This is a genomic window from Pantoea sp. YR525 (assembly GCF_900116775.1).
In the GTDB taxonomy this organism is placed as follows: Bacteria; Pseudomonadota; Gammaproteobacteria; order Enterobacterales; family Enterobacteriaceae; genus Pantoea; species Pantoea symbiotica.
This window is the reverse complement of the sequence record NZ_FPBU01000005.1, coordinates 262,635-278,942: the sequence shown is the minus strand read 5'-3', so window position 1 is coordinate 278,942 and position 16,308 is coordinate 262,635. Positions and strand designations below refer to the sequence as shown.

Here is a 16,308-nt window from a genome sequence, read left to right as displayed (position 1 = left end):
TTAACGCACCTTCAGCGTTGCCAGGCCAATCAGCACCAGCATCAGCGAAATAATCCAGAAGCGCACGATGACGCGCGGCTCCGGCCAGCCTTTCAATTCATAGTGATGGTGAATCGGCGCCATGCGGAAAATGCGTTGACCGCGCAGCTTGAACGATCCCACCTGCAGAATCACCGACAGCGTTTCGACCACAAACACGCCGCCCATGATTAACAGCAAGAATTCCTGACGCAGCAGCACAGCGATCGTGCCGAGCGCGCCGCCCAGCGCCAGTGAGCCGACATCGCCCATGAACACTTGCGCTGGATAGGTGTTGAACCATAAAAATCCGAGTCCGGCTCCGACAATCGCGGTACAGACAATCACCAATTCACCCGCGTGGCGTAAATAAGGAATGTGCAGATATTCGGCAAACTTGACGTTACCGGTCGCCCACGCCACCAGCGCAAAGCCTGCTGCCACGAATACCGTTGGCATGATGGCTAAGCCATCAAGGCCGTCCGTTAAGTTAACCGCGTTGCCGGTACCGACAATCACGAAGTAGGCCAGCACCACGTAGAACAGTCCAAGTTGCGGCATGATGTCTTTGAAGAACGGCACCACCAGCTGCGTCGCAGGCGTATCCTTACCGGCGATAAACAGCGCGAATGCAACGGCCAGCGAAATCACCGACATCCAGAAGTATTTCCAGCGCGCGATCAGCCCTTTAGTGTCTTTGCGCACCACTTTGCGATAGTCATCCACAAAGCCGATGATGCCAAAACCAACCAACACCACCAGCACGCACCAGACATATGGATTAGACGGATAAGCCCACATCAACACCGAAATGGTGATGGAGGTGAGGATCATCACGCCGCCCATGGTTGGCGTGCCACGCTTGCTGAAGTGTGATTCTGGACCGTCGTTACGCACCACCTGGCCGATCTGCAGTTTCTGCAACCAGGCAATCAGGCGCGGGCCCATCCACAGAGAAATGAACAAAGCGGTCAGCAGGCTGACAATGGCGCGAAACGTCAGATACGAGAAGACGTTAAAGCCGGAATAAAATGCGACCAGATGTTCGGCCAGCCAGACTAGCATGTTCCTTTCTCCTGTAAGCTCTGTACTACCTGCTCCATGGCGGCACTACGTGAACCTTTAACCAAAATAGTGATGTCCTGATGTTCGGACAGCAATGTGCGTAAACGTTCAGTCAGCGCGGTTTTAGTGGCGAAATGCTCGCCTTTGCCGCTGGTTTCGCCAATCAACTGGCTCAGAGTTCCGGTGCTCAGCACACAATCAATGCCGGCCGCTTTGGCCGCATCGCCCACCTGGCGATGACACAGTTCGGCTTCATCGCCCAGCTCAGCCATATCGCCCACCACCATCACGCGGTAACCCGGCATATCGCCCAGCACCTGCGCGGCAGCCGTCATAGAACCGACGTTGGCGTTGTAGCTGTCATCCAGCAGCAGTTGATTGGCCGCCAGACGAATCGGGAACAGTCGACCAGGAACAGGCTGCAAGGTTTTAAGGCCAGCTTGAATCGCCGTCAGCGGCGCATCCACCGACAACGCCAGCGCTGCAGCGGCTAACGCATTTGCGATGTTATGACGGCCTGGCAGCGGCAACTCCACGGCGATATCACCGCGTGGTGTATGCAGCGTGAACAGCGTGGCATCGGCACGCAGCACGATTTCACTGGCGCGGAACTCTGCATCAGCCATCGGCTGCGGCGAGAAACGCCACAGGGTTTTATCCACAAACTGTGATTGCCAGTTGACCAGATCGTTGCTGTCGGCGTTGACGATCGCGGTGCCGTGTACCGGCAAGCCGCCAAAAATCTCGCCTTTGGCTTTCGCCACACCGGCCAGCGAACCAAAGCCTTCCAGATGGGCGGCGGCCAGGTTATTAACCAGAGCGGTCTCTGGACGCACCAAATCGGTGGTGTATGCAATCTCACCTTGATGGTTGGCACCCAGTTCGATCACCGCATAAGCATGTTCTTTGGTGAGACGCAGCAGCGTCATTGGTACGCCGAAGTCGTTGTTCAGGTTGCCTGCGGTGTAGAGCGTTTCGCCGCACTGACGCAGAATCGCGGCGGTCATCTCTTTCACCGAGGTTTTGCCCGATGAACCGGTCAAGGCAACCACGCGCGCTTTCGCCTGTTGGCGTACCCACGCAGCGAGTTGCCCGAAAGCAATGCGCGTATCAGCAACAACTACCTGCGGTACAGAAACCTTCAGCAGCTTACTTACCAGCAGCGCCTGCGCGCCGTTAGCAATGGCATCGTTAGCGAAATCGTGAGCATCAAAACGTTCACCCACCAGCGCCACAAACAGGCTGCCGGCGGTGACTTTACGTGTATCGGTGGTGACATCGGTAATTGTTAAGTCCGCACCATGCAGTTGACCGCCGCTGATTTCAGCCAGCGTGTTGAGAGAAACGGGAATCATGCCATCACCCCCAACAAACGGGCGACGGTGTCGCGATCGGAGTAATCCAGACGACGGTTGCCAATGATTTGATAATCTTCGTGGCCTTTTCCGGCCACCAACACGATGTCATCCGCGCCGGCTTGCATCACGGCGTTGGTGACCGCCTGCGCACGACCGGAAACCACGCGCGCGCGGCCCGGATCGAGTAAGCCGGTGAGAATGTCATTCACAATCGCCATCGGCTCTTCGCTGCGCGGATTATCGTCGGTGATCACCACGATGTCGGAGAATTGCTCAGCAATCGCGCCCATCAGTGGACGTTTGCCCTTGTCACGATCGCCACCGCAGCCAAACACGCACCACAACTGACCTTTGCAGTGCAGACGCGCCGCTTCCAGCGCTTTTTCCAGCGCATCTGGCGTGTGAGCGTAATCGACAACCACGGTAGGTTTTTCTGGCGCTGTAAACACTTCCATGCGACCACACACCGGCTGCAGCTGCGGCGCCGTGACGACCAGCGCATCAAGCGGATACTCCAGCGCCAGCAGCGTAGCCAACGCCAGCAACAAGTTGCTCACGTTGAAAGCGCCCATCAGGCGGCTATCAAACTCGCCGTTGCCCCAGCTGGAGCTGAACTGGATGTGCGCACCGCCATCGTGATAATCCACCGCCGTGGCTTTGAGCCAGCGGCCATGACAGCCCGATTGCAGATTATCTTCCATGGTAACCGCTACTGCATCTGGCAGTTTTGCCAGCCAGCGACGGCCCACTTCATCATCAGCATTGATGATGGCTTCAGCGACCTGATGCTCAGAGAACAGCAACCATTTAGCCGATTCATAGCTCTGCATATCACCGTGATAATCGAGGTGATCGCGGCTCAGGTTAGTAAACACTGCGGCCGCAAACGGTAAAGCTGCAACGCGATGCTGCACCAAACCGTGTGAGGAGACTTCCATCGCCGTCAGGGTTGCGCCCTGCCCGACTAAATCATTCAGAACATGCTGCACATCCACCGCAGAACCGGTGGTGTTTTCGGTTGCCACCAGTTGACCATAAAGGCCGTTGCCGACGGTGCCCATCACGGCGCCGGTTTCACCCAGCAAATTGGCCCACTGCGCCATCAGTTGCGTGGTGGTGGTTTTGCCGTTGGTGCCGGTAACACCGATTAATTTCAGTTTGCTTGCAGGCTGCTGATAATAGCGTCCGGCCAGTGCAGAGAGACGCTGCTGCAACTGCGCCAGATAGATAACCGGGACGCCATGCACCTCACGGATATCTCCATCGCTGGCTTCACCTTCGGCTTCGGCAATCACTGCCGCCACGCCTTGTGCAATAGCCTGCGGAATAAAACGACGTCCATCAGCATGATGGCCCGCCACGGCGATAAACAGATCGCCAGAAGCCGCAGCGCGGCTATCTAGTGTCATGTCACGGAGTGGACGCGCCGGCGCACCCGGCACCCACGGGGCCAGTAAGTCGCGCAGGTTACGATCTGTCACTTGATTCCTCACTTCTATTCTTCACCAACTCGTTCTTATCAACTGTCGGCAGCGCATCAGGTTCGATATTCATGGTACGCAACACGCCGCCCATGATGGCGCCAAACACCGGTGCTGAAACCGCACCACCATAATATTTACCGGCTTGGGGATCGTTAATCACCACCACCAGCGCAAAACGAGGACGGCTGGCAGGCGCAACGCCTGCGGTATAAGCAATGTATTTGTTGACGTAACGTCCATCCGGTCCAACCTTCTTGGCGGTACCGGTTTTGATGGCAATGCGATAGCCCTTGATGGCGGCTTTAACCCCACCGCCGCCAGGCAACGCAACGCTTTCCATCATGTGCATCACCGTTTTCACCAGGTCTTCCTGGAAAACGCGTTCACCCGCTACCGGCGGGTCAACTTTGGTGATCGACAGCGGGCGATTGATGCCGTAGCTGCCAATGGTTGCGTAAACTCGCGCTAACTGTAACGGCGTTACCATTAGCCCGTAGCCGAAAGAGAAGGTGGCCCTCTCTATGTCAGACCACCGTTGTTTTTGAGGGTATAAGCCACTACTTTCCCCGACCAGCCCCAAATTGGTCGGTTTACCCAGCCCAAAGCGCGCGTAAGTATCTACGAGTGCTGAGGAGGGCATCGCTAACGCCAAACGTGAAACCCCGACGTTACTCGACTTCTGTAAAACCCCGGTAAGGGTCAATTCGTTGTAGCGCGCCACGTCTTTGATCTCATGACCATTGACGCGGTACGGCACAGTGTTCAGTACGCTGTTCTCTTTCACCACACCGCGCTGTAAAGCCGTCATCACCACCATCGGTTTCACGGTGGAACCTGGCTCGAAGATGTCGGTAATAGCGCGGTTACGCATCACGTCTTTCGGCGTATTGCTGAGATTATTCGGGTTGTAAGCGGGGCTGTTCGCCATCGCCAGCACTTCGCCGGTGTTCACATCCACCAGCACGGCGGTGCCTGATTCGGCTTTGTTGAACGCTACGGCGTTGTTCAGTTCGCGATACACCAGCGCCTGCAGACGTTCATCAATGCTCAGCGTGAGGTTGTGCGCGGCGCGGCTGTCTACCGAAGAGATATCTTCAATTACGCGACCGTTACGGTCTTTACGCACCGTACGTTCGCCCGGTGCGCCAGTCAGCCATTTGTCGAAGCTCTTTTCGATGCCTTCGATGCCCTGACCATCAATGTTGGTGAAACCAATCAGGTGTGCGGTAACCTGGCCCGCTGGATAGTAGCGGCGCGACTCTTCACGCAGATAGATGCCCGGCAGCTTAAGCTTTTTCACATACTCGCCAATCGCCGGATTCACCTGGCGCGCCAGATAGACAAAGCGCCCTTTTGGGTTGGCGTTGATGCGTGCAGCGAGTTGATCAAGCGGAATCGATAACGCATCTGACAGCGCTTTCCAGCGGCTATCCAGCGAGACGCCGCCGTGTTCGGTCAGCTCTTTCGGATCGGCCCAAATCGCATTCACCGGCACGCTCACCGCCAATGGACGACCGGCACGATCACTGATCATGCCGCGCGCGGTTGGCACCGATTGCACGCGCAGCGAACGCAAATCGCCCTCTTTCACCAGCTTGTCAGGGTTGATCACCTGCAGCCATGCTACGCGCGACAGCAGTCCGCCCAGCGCCAGTAAAATGCACCCGCACAGTAACGCAAAGCGCCAGCTTACAAAGCTGGCCTTATCTTCTTGTTTTTTTAACTTCAGCGTTTTGCCTGCGCCACTCATTGAGTTCTGCGATTCCTTATTTCTGCACCACAATATTTTCCTGCGAAGGATCAACATGCTGCATTTGCAGTTTATCGGTTGCTATCCGCTCTACGCGGCTATGATCGCCCAGTGCGTTCTCTTCAAGAATCAGGTTGCGCCATTCGATATCGAGCGCATCACGCTCCAGCACCAGCTGTTCACGCTGCGCCGTTAACAGGCGCGTCTTGTGCGTGGTGGTCACGACGATCACCGAAGACACCAGCACTGCTATGAGCAGCAACAGCGGGATCTTGCCAAATCGCAGCAGGTCTCCACCGATAACACCGGGTAAGCTGTGGCGCTCGTTGCCAATCATGACGCCGTTCGCTCCGCGATACGTAATACCGAACTGCGCGCACGTGGGTTTTCGTTCACTTCAGCTTCACCAGGAATCAGCTTGCCCAGCGTTTTCAGTTCACGTCCGCCTAAAGCTTTGAGCTGCGACTCGGTCATCGGAATCCCTGCTGGCACCTGCGGACCACGGCTCTGATCGCGCATAAAGCGCTTCACTAAGCGATCTTCCAGTGAGTGGAAGCTGATGATCGACAACCTGCCGCCTGGCGCGAGAACCGATAATGCCCCTTTCAGCGCGGTATCGATCTCTTCCAGCTCACTGTTGATCCAGATACGAATTGCCTGGAAAGTTCGCGTCGCCGGATGCTTAAATTTGTCTTTAACGGGCATCGCTGCGGCAATCACCGTTGCCAGCTCTTTGGTGCGCGTCATCGGCTGTTCACGGTTGCGCTCAACGATGGCGCGCGCAATACGTTTACCAAAACGCTCCTCACCGTAGGTTTTGATCACGAAAGCGATATCTGCCTCCTCCGCGCTCATCAGCCATTCAGCGGCTGATTGCCCGCGCGTTGGGTCCATACGCATATCCAGCGGCCCATCACGCATGAAAGAGAAACCGCGTTCGGCATCATCCAATTGCGGTGAAGAGACGCCCAGATCGAGTAGAACGCCGTCGATCTTGCCAGTCAGCCCGCGCTCTTCGACGTATTCCGCTAATGCCGAAAACGGCCCGTGCACGATCGAAAAACGAGGATCGTTTATCTCAGCGGCTGCGGCTATCGCTTGCGGATCGCGATCAATCGCTATCAGTTGCCCTTTCTCGCCAAGCTGAGAAAGAATTAAGCGCGAGTGACCGCCGCGACCAAAAGTGCCATCGATATAAATGCCGTCTTCCCTGATATTGAGGCCGTTTACCGCCTCATCCAGCAGCACTGTGGTGTGTTTGAAATTTTCCTGCATAGCTATAGCGACAAGTCCTGCAACCGCTCAGATAAAGGCTCCTGAGCCGACTGTTCTGTGTCAATATCATCCTTAACTTGTTGATACCAGGTCTGTTCATCCCACAGCTCAAACTTGTTGAACTGTCCAACCAGCATCACTTCTTTGGTCAGGCCGGCGTGTTGGCGTAACGTGTTCGCCAACAACAAACGACCCGCATTATCCATCTGGCATTCACTGGCATGTCCTAACAGCAGCCGCTGTACGCGACGCTCGGCTGGATTCATGCTGGATAAGCGAGACAGCTTTTTCTCAATGATTTCCCATTCGGGCAGGGTATAAAGCAGCAGGCATGGCTGGTGGAGGTCAATGGTGCACACCATTTGCCCCTGAGACTCTGCGACTAGCAATTCACGATAGCGCGTTGGTACTGCTAATCGTCCTTTGCTGTCGAGATTGACTAACGTTGCTCCACGGAACATGCCAGCCTTACCCCTCAATCACCCGTTTTCACCACTTTATCCCACTTTTTACCACGAAACGAGTTTACGGAGCCGATGAAATCCTTGTCAAGCCGCAACGGCAAGTGAATATCACTATTTACATCGGGTGAAATTAATCAGAGAGGGAATTAATCGACATGGATTCGCAAAATAAAAAATTAACCTGATGAATAATTGAATAAAAATTTTCGCACATTGAAAAATGGCGAAAAATAAAGCGCTTTTACACGGAATTATATTTGCCCTGCAATCTGCGACGACGGCGGCATTTTAGGGGATTTCTGAAAGGAAGCCCAGCATCATCGCGCCAGCTCTGCTACGCCTCGCTGCTTGAGATGTAAACAATTAAGAAAAGTCAGCAAGGTTAAATTGTTAGCTGGAGTGGCGATTATTTACGCTTATTTACGCCGGAAGGTTCGCAGGAAATATCTGCAGGTTAAATTAACGCTGGGCAGCGAACTGCCCAGCATTTCATTTAGCGCGGCGGCTTAATTGTCCGCGGCGGAATAAATTACGACGAATGCGGGTTAAACCCGGTTTCGGTTTACGCGGTTCATCCAGCGAGGCCAAAACCAGCTCCAGCACGCGCTCAGCCACGTCGCGATGACGCTGCCCCACCGCCAGCACCGAGCACTCAAGGAAATCCAGCAATTCGTGGTCGCCAAAAGTGGCAATCGCCAGATCGGTTGGCAGGCGGCCATCACGCTTCAGCGTAACGTCCATTACGCCCTGCAGCAGCCCAAACGACGTGGTGAACAGCGCTTCTGGCATCGGATGATCTTCGAGGTACTTCTCAAACAGCGTGGCAGCGGCAGCACGATCGAAGCTGTTGCAGTAGATGTAATCTATTGGCCGTTCATCGTCTTTCCACGCATCGCGGAAGCCGAGTTCACGCAGGAAACTCACCGACAATTCCGGCAGCGCCCCAAGGAACAGCACGTTTTTTACCGGTAGCTGACGCAATTCAGCCGCCAACGTCTGCGCATCATCCTGATCGGCACCCACCACGCTGGTAAAGTGTTCACGATCCAGCGCACGGTCCAGCGCGATAATCGGTAAAGGATCGTTGATCCAACGCTGATAGAACGGATGCTCTGGTGGCAGAGAAGTTGAAACGATGATGGCATCAACCTGACGCTGTAACAGATGCTCGATGCAGCGCATTTCGTTGTCCGGCTGATCTTCCGAGCAGGCAATCAAAAGCTGATAACCGCGCTGACGCGCCTGACGTTCCAGATAGTTGGCAATGCGCGTGTAACTGGTGTTTTCCAAATCAGGGATCACCAGACCAATTGAACGGGTGCGTCCGGCACGCAGCCCAGCCGCGACGGCATTCGGGTGATAGTTGTGTTCACGCACCACCGCCATCACTTTCTCGACGGTTTTTTCGCTGACACGATACTGCCGCGCTTTGCCATTGATTACATAGCTGGCCGTGGTGCGCGACACGCCTGCCAGGCGCGCAATTTCATCCAGTTTCACGGTGACACCTTAATTCTGATAAGCCAGCGCTGGCGAAAATATCCGCAGAGTAGCTATGGGTAAAACATTTGTAACATCTAACCGCAGAACACTACGCCGAGCAACCGCTTTTCTCTCGCATCCTGGATAAGCGCATAAAATAAAAAAACCCGGCATTTCGCCGGGTTAGAATCAGATGAAATCGTTACTTAAGGTGATTAACGCATTACGCGATCGCCGCGCGACACACCCACGATTCCTGAGCGAGCCACTTCAACAATTTCTGCTACGTCGCGAACAGTGTTAAGAAACGCGTCGAGTTTATCGCTGGTGCCTGCCAGCTGAACCGTGTAAAGCGTTGGCGTGACATCGATAATCTGACCACGGAAAATTTCCGCGCTGCGCTTCACTTCTTCACGGCCGTAACCGCTGGCCTGGATTTTCACCAGCATGATTTCACGCTCAACGTAAGCGCCCTGCCCCAGCTCGCTGACTCGTAACACGTCCACCAGCTTGTGCAGCTGCTTCTCGATCTGCTCCAGCACTTTTTCATCGCCGACCGTTTGAATTGTCATGCGTGATAAGGTCGGATCATCGGTTGGCGCGACAGTAAGGCTTTCGATGTTGTAACCACGTTGAGAGAACAGTCCCACTACGCGGGACAATGCGCCGGATTCATTTTCCAGCAGAACCGATAAAATACGACGCATAATTAAGTCCTCTCCGTTTTGCTCAACCACATCTCATCCATCGAACCACCACGAATTTGCATCGGGTAAACGTGCTCGCTGCCGTCAATATTCACATCCACAAACACCAGACGGCCTTTCGCCAGCGTATCCAGTGCCAGCTGCAGCTTCTCTTCCAGCTCCGCAGGATGCGCAATGGAGATACCCACATGACCATAAGCTTCGGCCAGACGCACGAAGTCAGGCAGCGATTGCATGTAAGACTGCGAGTGGCGGCCGGAGTAAATCATGTCCTGCCACTGCTTAACCATGCCGAGGAAGCCGTTGTTGAGGTTTAATACCAGCACTGGCAAATCGTACTGCAGCGCGGTCGACAGTTCCTGAATGTTCATCTGGATGCTGCCATCGCCGGTCACGCAGATAACCGTTTCATCCGGCAGCGCCATCTTCACGCCCAGCGCTGCAGGCAAGCCGAAGCCCATGGTGCCCAAGCCACCGGAGTTGATCCAGCGACGCGGCTTGTCGAACTGGTAGTAAAGTGCGGCAAACATCTGATGCTGACCGACGTCAGAGGTGACGTAAGCTTCGCCTTTGGTCAAACGACAGATGGTTTCGATGACAGCCTGCGGCTTGATTTTGTCACTGGTGCGATCGAATTCCAGACACTTGCGGCCACGCCAGCCTTCAATGGTCTGCCACCAGTCGCGCAGGCTATCGAGTTCCTGCTTCGCATCGCTTTGCGCCAGCAGCTCTAACATCTGCGCCAGCGTCTGCTTCGCATCGCCGACAATCGGAATGTCCGCGCTGACGGTTTTGGAGATCGACGTTGGATCGACATCGATATGCATAATGGTGGCGTTCGGGCAGTACTTCGCCAGATTGTTGGTGGTGCGGTCGTCGAAACGCACGCCAATACCGAAAATCAGATCGGCGTTGTGCATGGTCATGTTGGCTTCGTAAGTGCCGTGCATACCCAGCATACCGATGCACTGACGATGCGTGCCAGGGAACACGCCCAAGCCCATCAGCGAGGTTGTCACCGGAATATTCAGTTGCTCAGCCAGCTGCAGCAGTTCTGCTTCGCAGCCCGACATAATCGCCCCGCCGCCGGCGTAAATCACCGGCTTGTGCGCAGCCAGTAACGTTTGCAGCGCGCGCTTGATCTGTCCTTTATGGCCCTGAATGGTCGGATTGTAAGAGCGCATGCTCACCGTTTCCGGCCAGACGTACGGCAGCTTGTTGGCTGGGTTCAGGATATCTTTTGGCAGATCGATAACCACCGGCCCCGGACGACCGCTGGCTGCCAGCCAGAAGGCCTTTTTCAGCACGGTTGGGATCTCTTCGGCATTTTTCACCAGGAAGCTGTGCTTCACCACCGGACGGGAGATGCCGACCATGTCGCACTCCTGGAACGCATCGTAACCAATCAGTGACGAAGGCACCTGACCCGACAGAATCACCATCGGGATTGAATCCATATAGGCGGTTGCAATACCGGTAATCGCGTTGGTGGCGCCCGGACCGGAAGTCACCAGCACCACGCCCACTTCACCGGTCGCACGCGCAAGGCCATCGGCCATATGCACCGCGCCTTGTTCATGACGGACCAATACGTGGTCAATACCACCGACCGTTTGCAGCGCATCATAAATATCGAGCACCGCTCCGCCCGGATAACCGAATACCTGCTTAACGCCCTGATCGATTAATGAACGGACGACCATTTCGGCTCCTGACAACATCTCCATTTTCTGCCTCCAGGCTTGAGGGACTGAATCCACTGACGTTCGCGTTTCCCGCACGCCACTGATATCCGGCCCCCGATCGCCAATTAAGATCAAAACCTTATGTTTATGCTCAGAAGGCGGCGTTCTGTCCGCCTTCCAGGTACAGGGAATCTACTTGAGTTAATTCTTTTAAGAGTAGGTCGATTACCATAACCGCAGACAACCCGACCTGCAAACGCCAGGACGCCACGTCGCGCCCAATCCGGCAATAAAGGCACTGATGCGTGATTATTGCCTGCGAGGATTAAACTAATGCTTCGTCATAACCACAGAGGAAAATGCTGGTTTAGAGATTATTTGCAGCGTGTTCTAAGAAATATGATTTTCATATTGCCTGACCACTCAGTCCACAATCTTTTGTGATAATTACTTTCTGGCGTGATTAGCTATAAAACGGTCTAATCACATCATATTCTTCTTAGCAACAAGCCTAATCTTGTTTTACCAGCAATGTGCATTGTTGACATAAGCCAATAATTATCAATCAGTTAAAATAAACTCTATTTTCTAAACGATTTTTTAAGTGGATGGAATCACTTATCCTGTTACTAATTAATGCCATTGCTCTGCGCAGCTGAAAAATCACAGCACATCGCCCTTTTTACCTCTCAGAAATACCCTTGCACTTAAGGTTGACTTCACACGTCAATTCCAGTACCAATATGTGCATCCAAAAATTTACGAGGTTTGAATCATGTTTCATTCTTTCCGCCTACTCGGTCTACTACTAAACGCATCCAGTTTGCGCGGTAGACTCGTGGGCGGAATCAATAACTGATTCGAACCTGCTGAAGTTTAAGAAACCCGCGCCAATGCGCGGGTTTTTTTATGCTCGTAGCACCGGCAACGTTAATGCATAAGGAAGATTACGATGAGCCAGCAAGTTATTATTTTCGATACCACTCTGCGTGATGGCGAACAGGCTTTACAGGCCAGCCTGAGTGTTAAAGAAAAACTGCAAATCGCTCTGGCGTTGGAACGTATGGGCGTGGATGTGATGGAAGTGGGCTTCCCCGTTTCCTCTCCAGGCGATTTTGAATCCGTACAAACCATCGCTCGTACCATTAAAAACAGCCGCGTCTGCGGACTGGCACGCTGCGTTGAGAAGGACATTGACGCCGCATACGAATCACTGCGTGTGGCTGAAGCGTTCCGTATTCACACCTTCATCGCGACTTCTCCGATGCACATCGCCACCAAATTGCGCAGCACGCTGCCGGAAGTGATTGAACGCGCGGTGCACATGATAAAACGCGCGCGCAACTACACCGACGACGTTGAGTTCTCCTGTGAAGATGGCGGTCGTACGCCAATCGACGATTTGTGCCGCATGGTTGAAGCCGCGATCAATGCCGGTGCAACCACCATCAACATCCCGGACACCGTTGGCTACACCTTGCCAGGCGAATACGCCAACATCATTGGCCAATTGGTGGCTCGCGTTCCCAACATCGATAAAGCCATCTTGTCCGTTCATACCCATGACGATTTGGGTATGGCGACCGGCAACGCCATCGCCGCAGTATTGGCCGGTGCGCGCCAGGTTGAAGGCACGTTAAACGGTTTAGGTGAGCGTGCCGGTAACTGTGCGCTGGAAGAAGTGATCATGGCGATCAAAACCCGCCAGCAGATCATGAATGTCCACACCAACATCAATCATCAGGAAATTTACCGCACCAGCCAAACCGTTAGCCAAATCTGCAACATGCCGATTCCAGCCAACAAAGCGGTGGTCGGTTCTAACGCCTTCGCCCACTCTTCCGGTATTCACCAGGATGGCGTGCTGAAGAACCGCGAAAACTACGAAATCCTGACGCCAGAATCTATCGGCCTGCACAAAATCCAGCTGAACCTGACTTCCCGTTCTGGCCGCGCCGCGGTGAAACACCGCATGGAAGAGATGGGCTACAAAGAGTCTGATTACAACCTCGACACTTTGTACGACGCCTTCCTAAAGCTGGCCGACAAGAAAGGCCAAGTCTTCGATTACGATCTGGAAGCGTTAGCCTTCATCAACAAGCAGAACGAAGAACCAGAATATTTCCAGCTGAACGAATTCAACGTGCAGACCGGCTCAAGCGTGACCGCGACGGCCTCCGTGCAGTTAGGCTGCGGTGAAGAGACCAAAGCGGACGCCGCAACCGGTAACGGTCCGGTTGATGCGGTTTATCAGGCGATCAACCGCATTACCGGCTTTGAAGCTGAACTGATCAACTATAAATTGACGGCAAAAGGCCACGGCGAGAACGCGCTGGGTCAGGTCGATATCGTGGTCAACTACAACGGTCGTAAATTCCACGGCGTTGGCCTGGCGACCGATATCGTCGAATCATCGGCGAAAGCGATGGTGAACGCGTTGAACAATATTTGGCGTGCTAAGCAGGTGGAAAAAGAACTGCAGCGTAAATTTAAAGATCAGAAGGAAACGGTGTAACTATGTCTAAGTCTTCTCATATCGCGGTTTTGCCAGGCGACGGAATTGGTCCGGAAGTGATGGCGCAGGCCATGAAAGTTCTCGATGCAATTCGTACGCGTTTCGACATGCGTATCACCACCAGCGAATATGATGTTGGCGGTATCGCCATCGATCGTCATGGTGAACCGCTGCCACCGGCTACCGTTGCCGGCGCAGAGCAAGCGGATGCGATTCTGTTTGGCTCGGTAGGTGGCCCGAAGTGGGAACATCTGCCGCCTGCACAGCAACCTGAGCGCGGCGCGCTGCTGCCGCTGCGTAAGCACTTCAAGCTGTTCAGCAACTTGCGCCCTGCCGCGCTGTATAAAGGTCTGGAAGCGTTCTGCCCGCTGCGCAGCGATATCGCCGAGCGCGGTTTTGACATCCTCTGCGTGCGTGAATTGACCGGCGGCATCTACTTCGGTCAGCCGAAAGGCCGTGAAGGCAGCGGCCCACATGAGCGCGCTTTCGATACTGAGGTTTATCACCGTTTCGAAATCGAGCGCATTGCGCGTATCGCGTTTGAATCAGCGCGTAAGCGCCGCAACATCGTTACCTCAATCGATAAAGCCAACGTGTTGCAGACTTCCGTGATGTGGCGCGAGATTGTCAACGAAGTGGCAAAAGATTATCCGGATGTGCAGTTGAGCCACATGTACATCGATAACGCCACCATGCAGCTGATTAAAGATCCATCACAGTTTGACGTGCTGCTGTGTTCTAACCTGTTTGGCGACATCCTGTCAGACGAATGCGCGATGATTACCGGTTCGATGGGCTTGCTGCCTTCTGCCAGCCTGAACGAAGAAGGTTTTGGCCTGTTTGAGCCAGCGGGCGGTTCCGCACCGGATATCGCCGGTCAGAACATTGCCAACCCGATTGCGCAGATTCTGTCGCTGTCACTGCTGCTGCGTTACAGCCTGAATGCGGATGAAGCAGCCGCAAGCATTGAACGCGCTGTCAGCCGCGCGTTGGAAGCGGGTTATCGTACCCGTGATTTGGCCGGTGACGGCAAGGCCGTGAGCACAGATGAGATGGGCAGCATCATTGCCGGTTTCATCGCCGAGGAAAAATAATAAAATGAAAAGCTTATACCAGAAGTTATTTGATGCACATGTCGTCCACGAAACGCCTAACGAAACTCCGTTACTCTATATCGATCGCCATCTGATCCATGAAGTGACGTCACCGCAGGCCTTTGATGGCCTGCGCGCGCACGGCCGCAAAGTGCGCCAGCCGTCGAAAACCTTCGCTACCATGGATCACAACGTTTCGACGCAGACCAAAGATATCAATGCGTCTGGCGAGATGGCGCGTATTCAGATGCAAGAGCTGATCAAAAACTGTGCTGAGTTCGGCATTCAGCTGTATGACCTGAATCACCCGTTCCAGGGCATCGTGCACGTGATTGGGCCTGAGCAAGGCATGACGTTGCCGGGCATGACCATTGTGTGCGGCGATTCCCACACCGCCACCCACGGCGCGTTCGGTTCACTGGCATTCGGTATCGGTACTTCCGAAGTTGAGCATGTGTTTGCCACGCAAACCCTGAAGCAGGGCCGCGCGAAAACCATGAAGATTGAAGTGCTGGGCGAAGCTGCGCCGGGCATCACTGCCAAAGACATCGTATTGGCGATCATCGGTAAAACCGGCAGCGCTGGCGGTACCGGTCACGTTGTCGAATTCTGTGGCCCAGCGATCGAAGCGCTGAGCATGGAAGGCCGCATGACGCTGTGTAACATGGCGATTGAAATGGGTGCCAAAGCGGGCCTGGTTGCGCCGGATGACACCACTTTCGCTTACCTCAAAGACAAGCAGTTCGCGCCGAAGGGCGAGCAGTGGGAACAAGCGGTCGCTTACTGGCGCACGCTGAAGTCCGACAGCGATGCCAAATTCGACAGCATCGTCACGCTGCACGCCGAAGATATCGCCCCGCAAGTGACCTGGGGCACCAATCCAGGCCAGGTGATGGCGGTCGATCAAGCGATCCCGAATCCACAATCCTTTGCCGATCCGGTTGAGCGCGCTTCTGCTGAGAAAGCACTGGCGTATATGGATCTGCAGCCAGGCATCAAACTGACTGACGTGGCGATCGATAAAGTGTTTATCGGTTCCTGCACCAACTCACGTATTGAAGATCTGCGTGCCGCTGCCGCAATTGCCAAAGGTCGCAAAGTAGCGCCGGGCGTAGTAGCGATGGTGGTACCAGGTTCCGGTCCGGTGAAAGCACAAGCCGAAGCTGAAGGTCTGGACAAAATCTTCCTCGAAGCCGGGTTTGAATGGCGCTTACCGGGTTGCTCGATGTGTCTGGCAATGAACAATGACCGCCTCAATCCGGGCGAACGTTGCGCATCAACCAGCAACCGTAACTTTGAAGGCCGTCAGGGCCGCGGTGGACGTACGCATCTGGTGAGCCCGGCGATGGCCGCTGCGGCTGCCGTAACCGGTCGTTTTGCCGACATTCGTGAATTGACTCAGGGAGCGTAA

The 16,308-nt window shown here is 54.5% G+C and carries 14 protein-coding genes; 4 read left to right on the top strand and 10 right to left on the bottom strand.

The window, feature by feature from the left end:
- From mraY to ilvI, 10 genes are all read right to left on the bottom strand, one after another.
- The gene (mraY, locus tag BM323_RS12470; RefSeq protein ID WP_008108613.1) at window positions 1-1,083 is read right to left on the bottom strand and encodes a phospho-N-acetylmuramoyl-pentapeptide-transferase; all 1,083 of its coding nucleotides are present in this window, start codon (window positions 1,081-1,083) and stop codon (window positions 1-3) included.
- Window positions 1,077-2,438, bottom strand: coding sequence for a UDP-N-acetylmuramoyl-tripeptide--D-alanyl-D-alanine ligase (gene murF / locus BM323_RS12465; protein ID WP_008108614.1), 1,362 nt, complete (start codon window positions 2,436-2,438; stop codon window positions 1,077-1,079). The genes mraY and murF overlap by 7 nt, the downstream gene beginning before the upstream one ends.
- Complete coding sequence (gene murE / locus BM323_RS12460; protein WP_008108615.1) at window positions 2,435-3,922, bottom strand: UDP-N-acetylmuramoyl-L-alanyl-D-glutamate--2,6-diaminopimelate ligase; 1,488 nt, start codon at window positions 3,920-3,922, stop codon at window positions 2,435-2,437. The genes murF and murE overlap by 4 nt, the downstream gene beginning before the upstream one ends.
- Window positions 3,909-5,675 carry a peptidoglycan glycosyltransferase FtsI gene (locus tag BM323_RS12455; protein WP_008108616.1) on the bottom strand — a complete coding sequence of 589 codons (1,767 nt, stop codon included), beginning with the start codon at window positions 5,673-5,675 and terminating at the stop codon, window positions 3,909-3,911. The genes murE and BM323_RS12455 overlap by 14 nt, the downstream gene beginning before the upstream one ends.
- 16 nt (window positions 5,676-5,691) lie before the next feature.
- A complete protein-coding gene (ftsL, locus tag BM323_RS12450) occupies window positions 5,692-6,012 on the bottom strand; it encodes a cell division protein FtsL (RefSeq protein WP_008108617.1) in 321 nt (106 codons plus the stop codon).
- Complete coding sequence (gene rsmH / locus BM323_RS12445) at window positions 6,009-6,950, bottom strand: 16S rRNA (cytosine(1402)-N(4))-methyltransferase RsmH (protein ID WP_008108618.1); 942 nt, start codon at window positions 6,948-6,950, stop codon at window positions 6,009-6,011. The genes ftsL and rsmH overlap by 4 nt, the downstream gene beginning before the upstream one ends.
- A 2-nt stretch (window positions 6,951-6,952) precedes the next feature.
- Window positions 6,953-7,411, bottom strand: coding sequence for a division/cell wall cluster transcriptional repressor MraZ (gene mraZ, locus BM323_RS12440; protein ID WP_007885013.1), 459 nt, complete (start codon window positions 7,409-7,411; stop codon window positions 6,953-6,955).
- 492 nt (window positions 7,412-7,903) lie between these two features.
- Entirely contained in the window at window positions 7,904-8,914 is a 1,011-nt protein-coding gene (cra, locus tag BM323_RS12435) for a catabolite repressor/activator (RefSeq protein WP_008108619.1), read from the bottom strand.
- 197 nt (window positions 8,915-9,111) lie between these two features.
- The gene (ilvN, locus tag BM323_RS12430; protein WP_008108620.1) at window positions 9,112-9,603 is read right to left on the bottom strand and encodes an acetolactate synthase small subunit; all 492 of its coding nucleotides are present in this window, start codon (window positions 9,601-9,603) and stop codon (window positions 9,112-9,114) included.
- A gap of 2 nt (window positions 9,604-9,605) precedes the next feature.
- Complete coding sequence (gene ilvI / locus BM323_RS12425) at window positions 9,606-11,330, bottom strand: acetolactate synthase 3 large subunit (RefSeq protein ID WP_008108621.1); 1,725 nt, start codon at window positions 11,328-11,330, stop codon at window positions 9,606-9,608.
- A gap of 733 nt (window positions 11,331-12,063) precedes the next feature.
- Here ilvI and leuL point away from each other — a divergent pair.
- The 4 genes from leuL to leuC all read left to right on the top strand — a co-directional run bounded on the left by leuL (window position 12,064) and on the right by leuC (window position 16,308).
- Window positions 12,064-12,147 (top strand): leu operon leader peptide, encoded by an 84-nt coding sequence (gene leuL, locus BM323_RS24730; RefSeq protein WP_099686952.1) that lies wholly within the window; start codon window positions 12,064-12,066, stop codon window positions 12,145-12,147.
- 93 nt (window positions 12,148-12,240) lie between these two features.
- Window positions 12,241-13,803 carry a 2-isopropylmalate synthase gene (gene leuA, locus BM323_RS12420; protein WP_008108623.1) on the top strand — a complete coding sequence of 521 codons (1,563 nt, stop codon included), beginning with the start codon at window positions 12,241-12,243 and terminating at the stop codon, window positions 13,801-13,803.
- A gap of 2 nt (window positions 13,804-13,805) precedes the next feature.
- Window positions 13,806-14,897, top strand: coding sequence for a 3-isopropylmalate dehydrogenase (gene leuB, locus BM323_RS12415; RefSeq protein ID WP_008108624.1), 1,092 nt, complete (start codon window positions 13,806-13,808; stop codon window positions 14,895-14,897).
- Between the two features lie 4 nt (window positions 14,898-14,901).
- Window positions 14,902-16,308 (top strand): 3-isopropylmalate dehydratase large subunit, encoded by a 1,407-nt coding sequence (leuC, locus tag BM323_RS12410; protein WP_008108626.1) that lies wholly within the window; start codon window positions 14,902-14,904, stop codon window positions 16,306-16,308.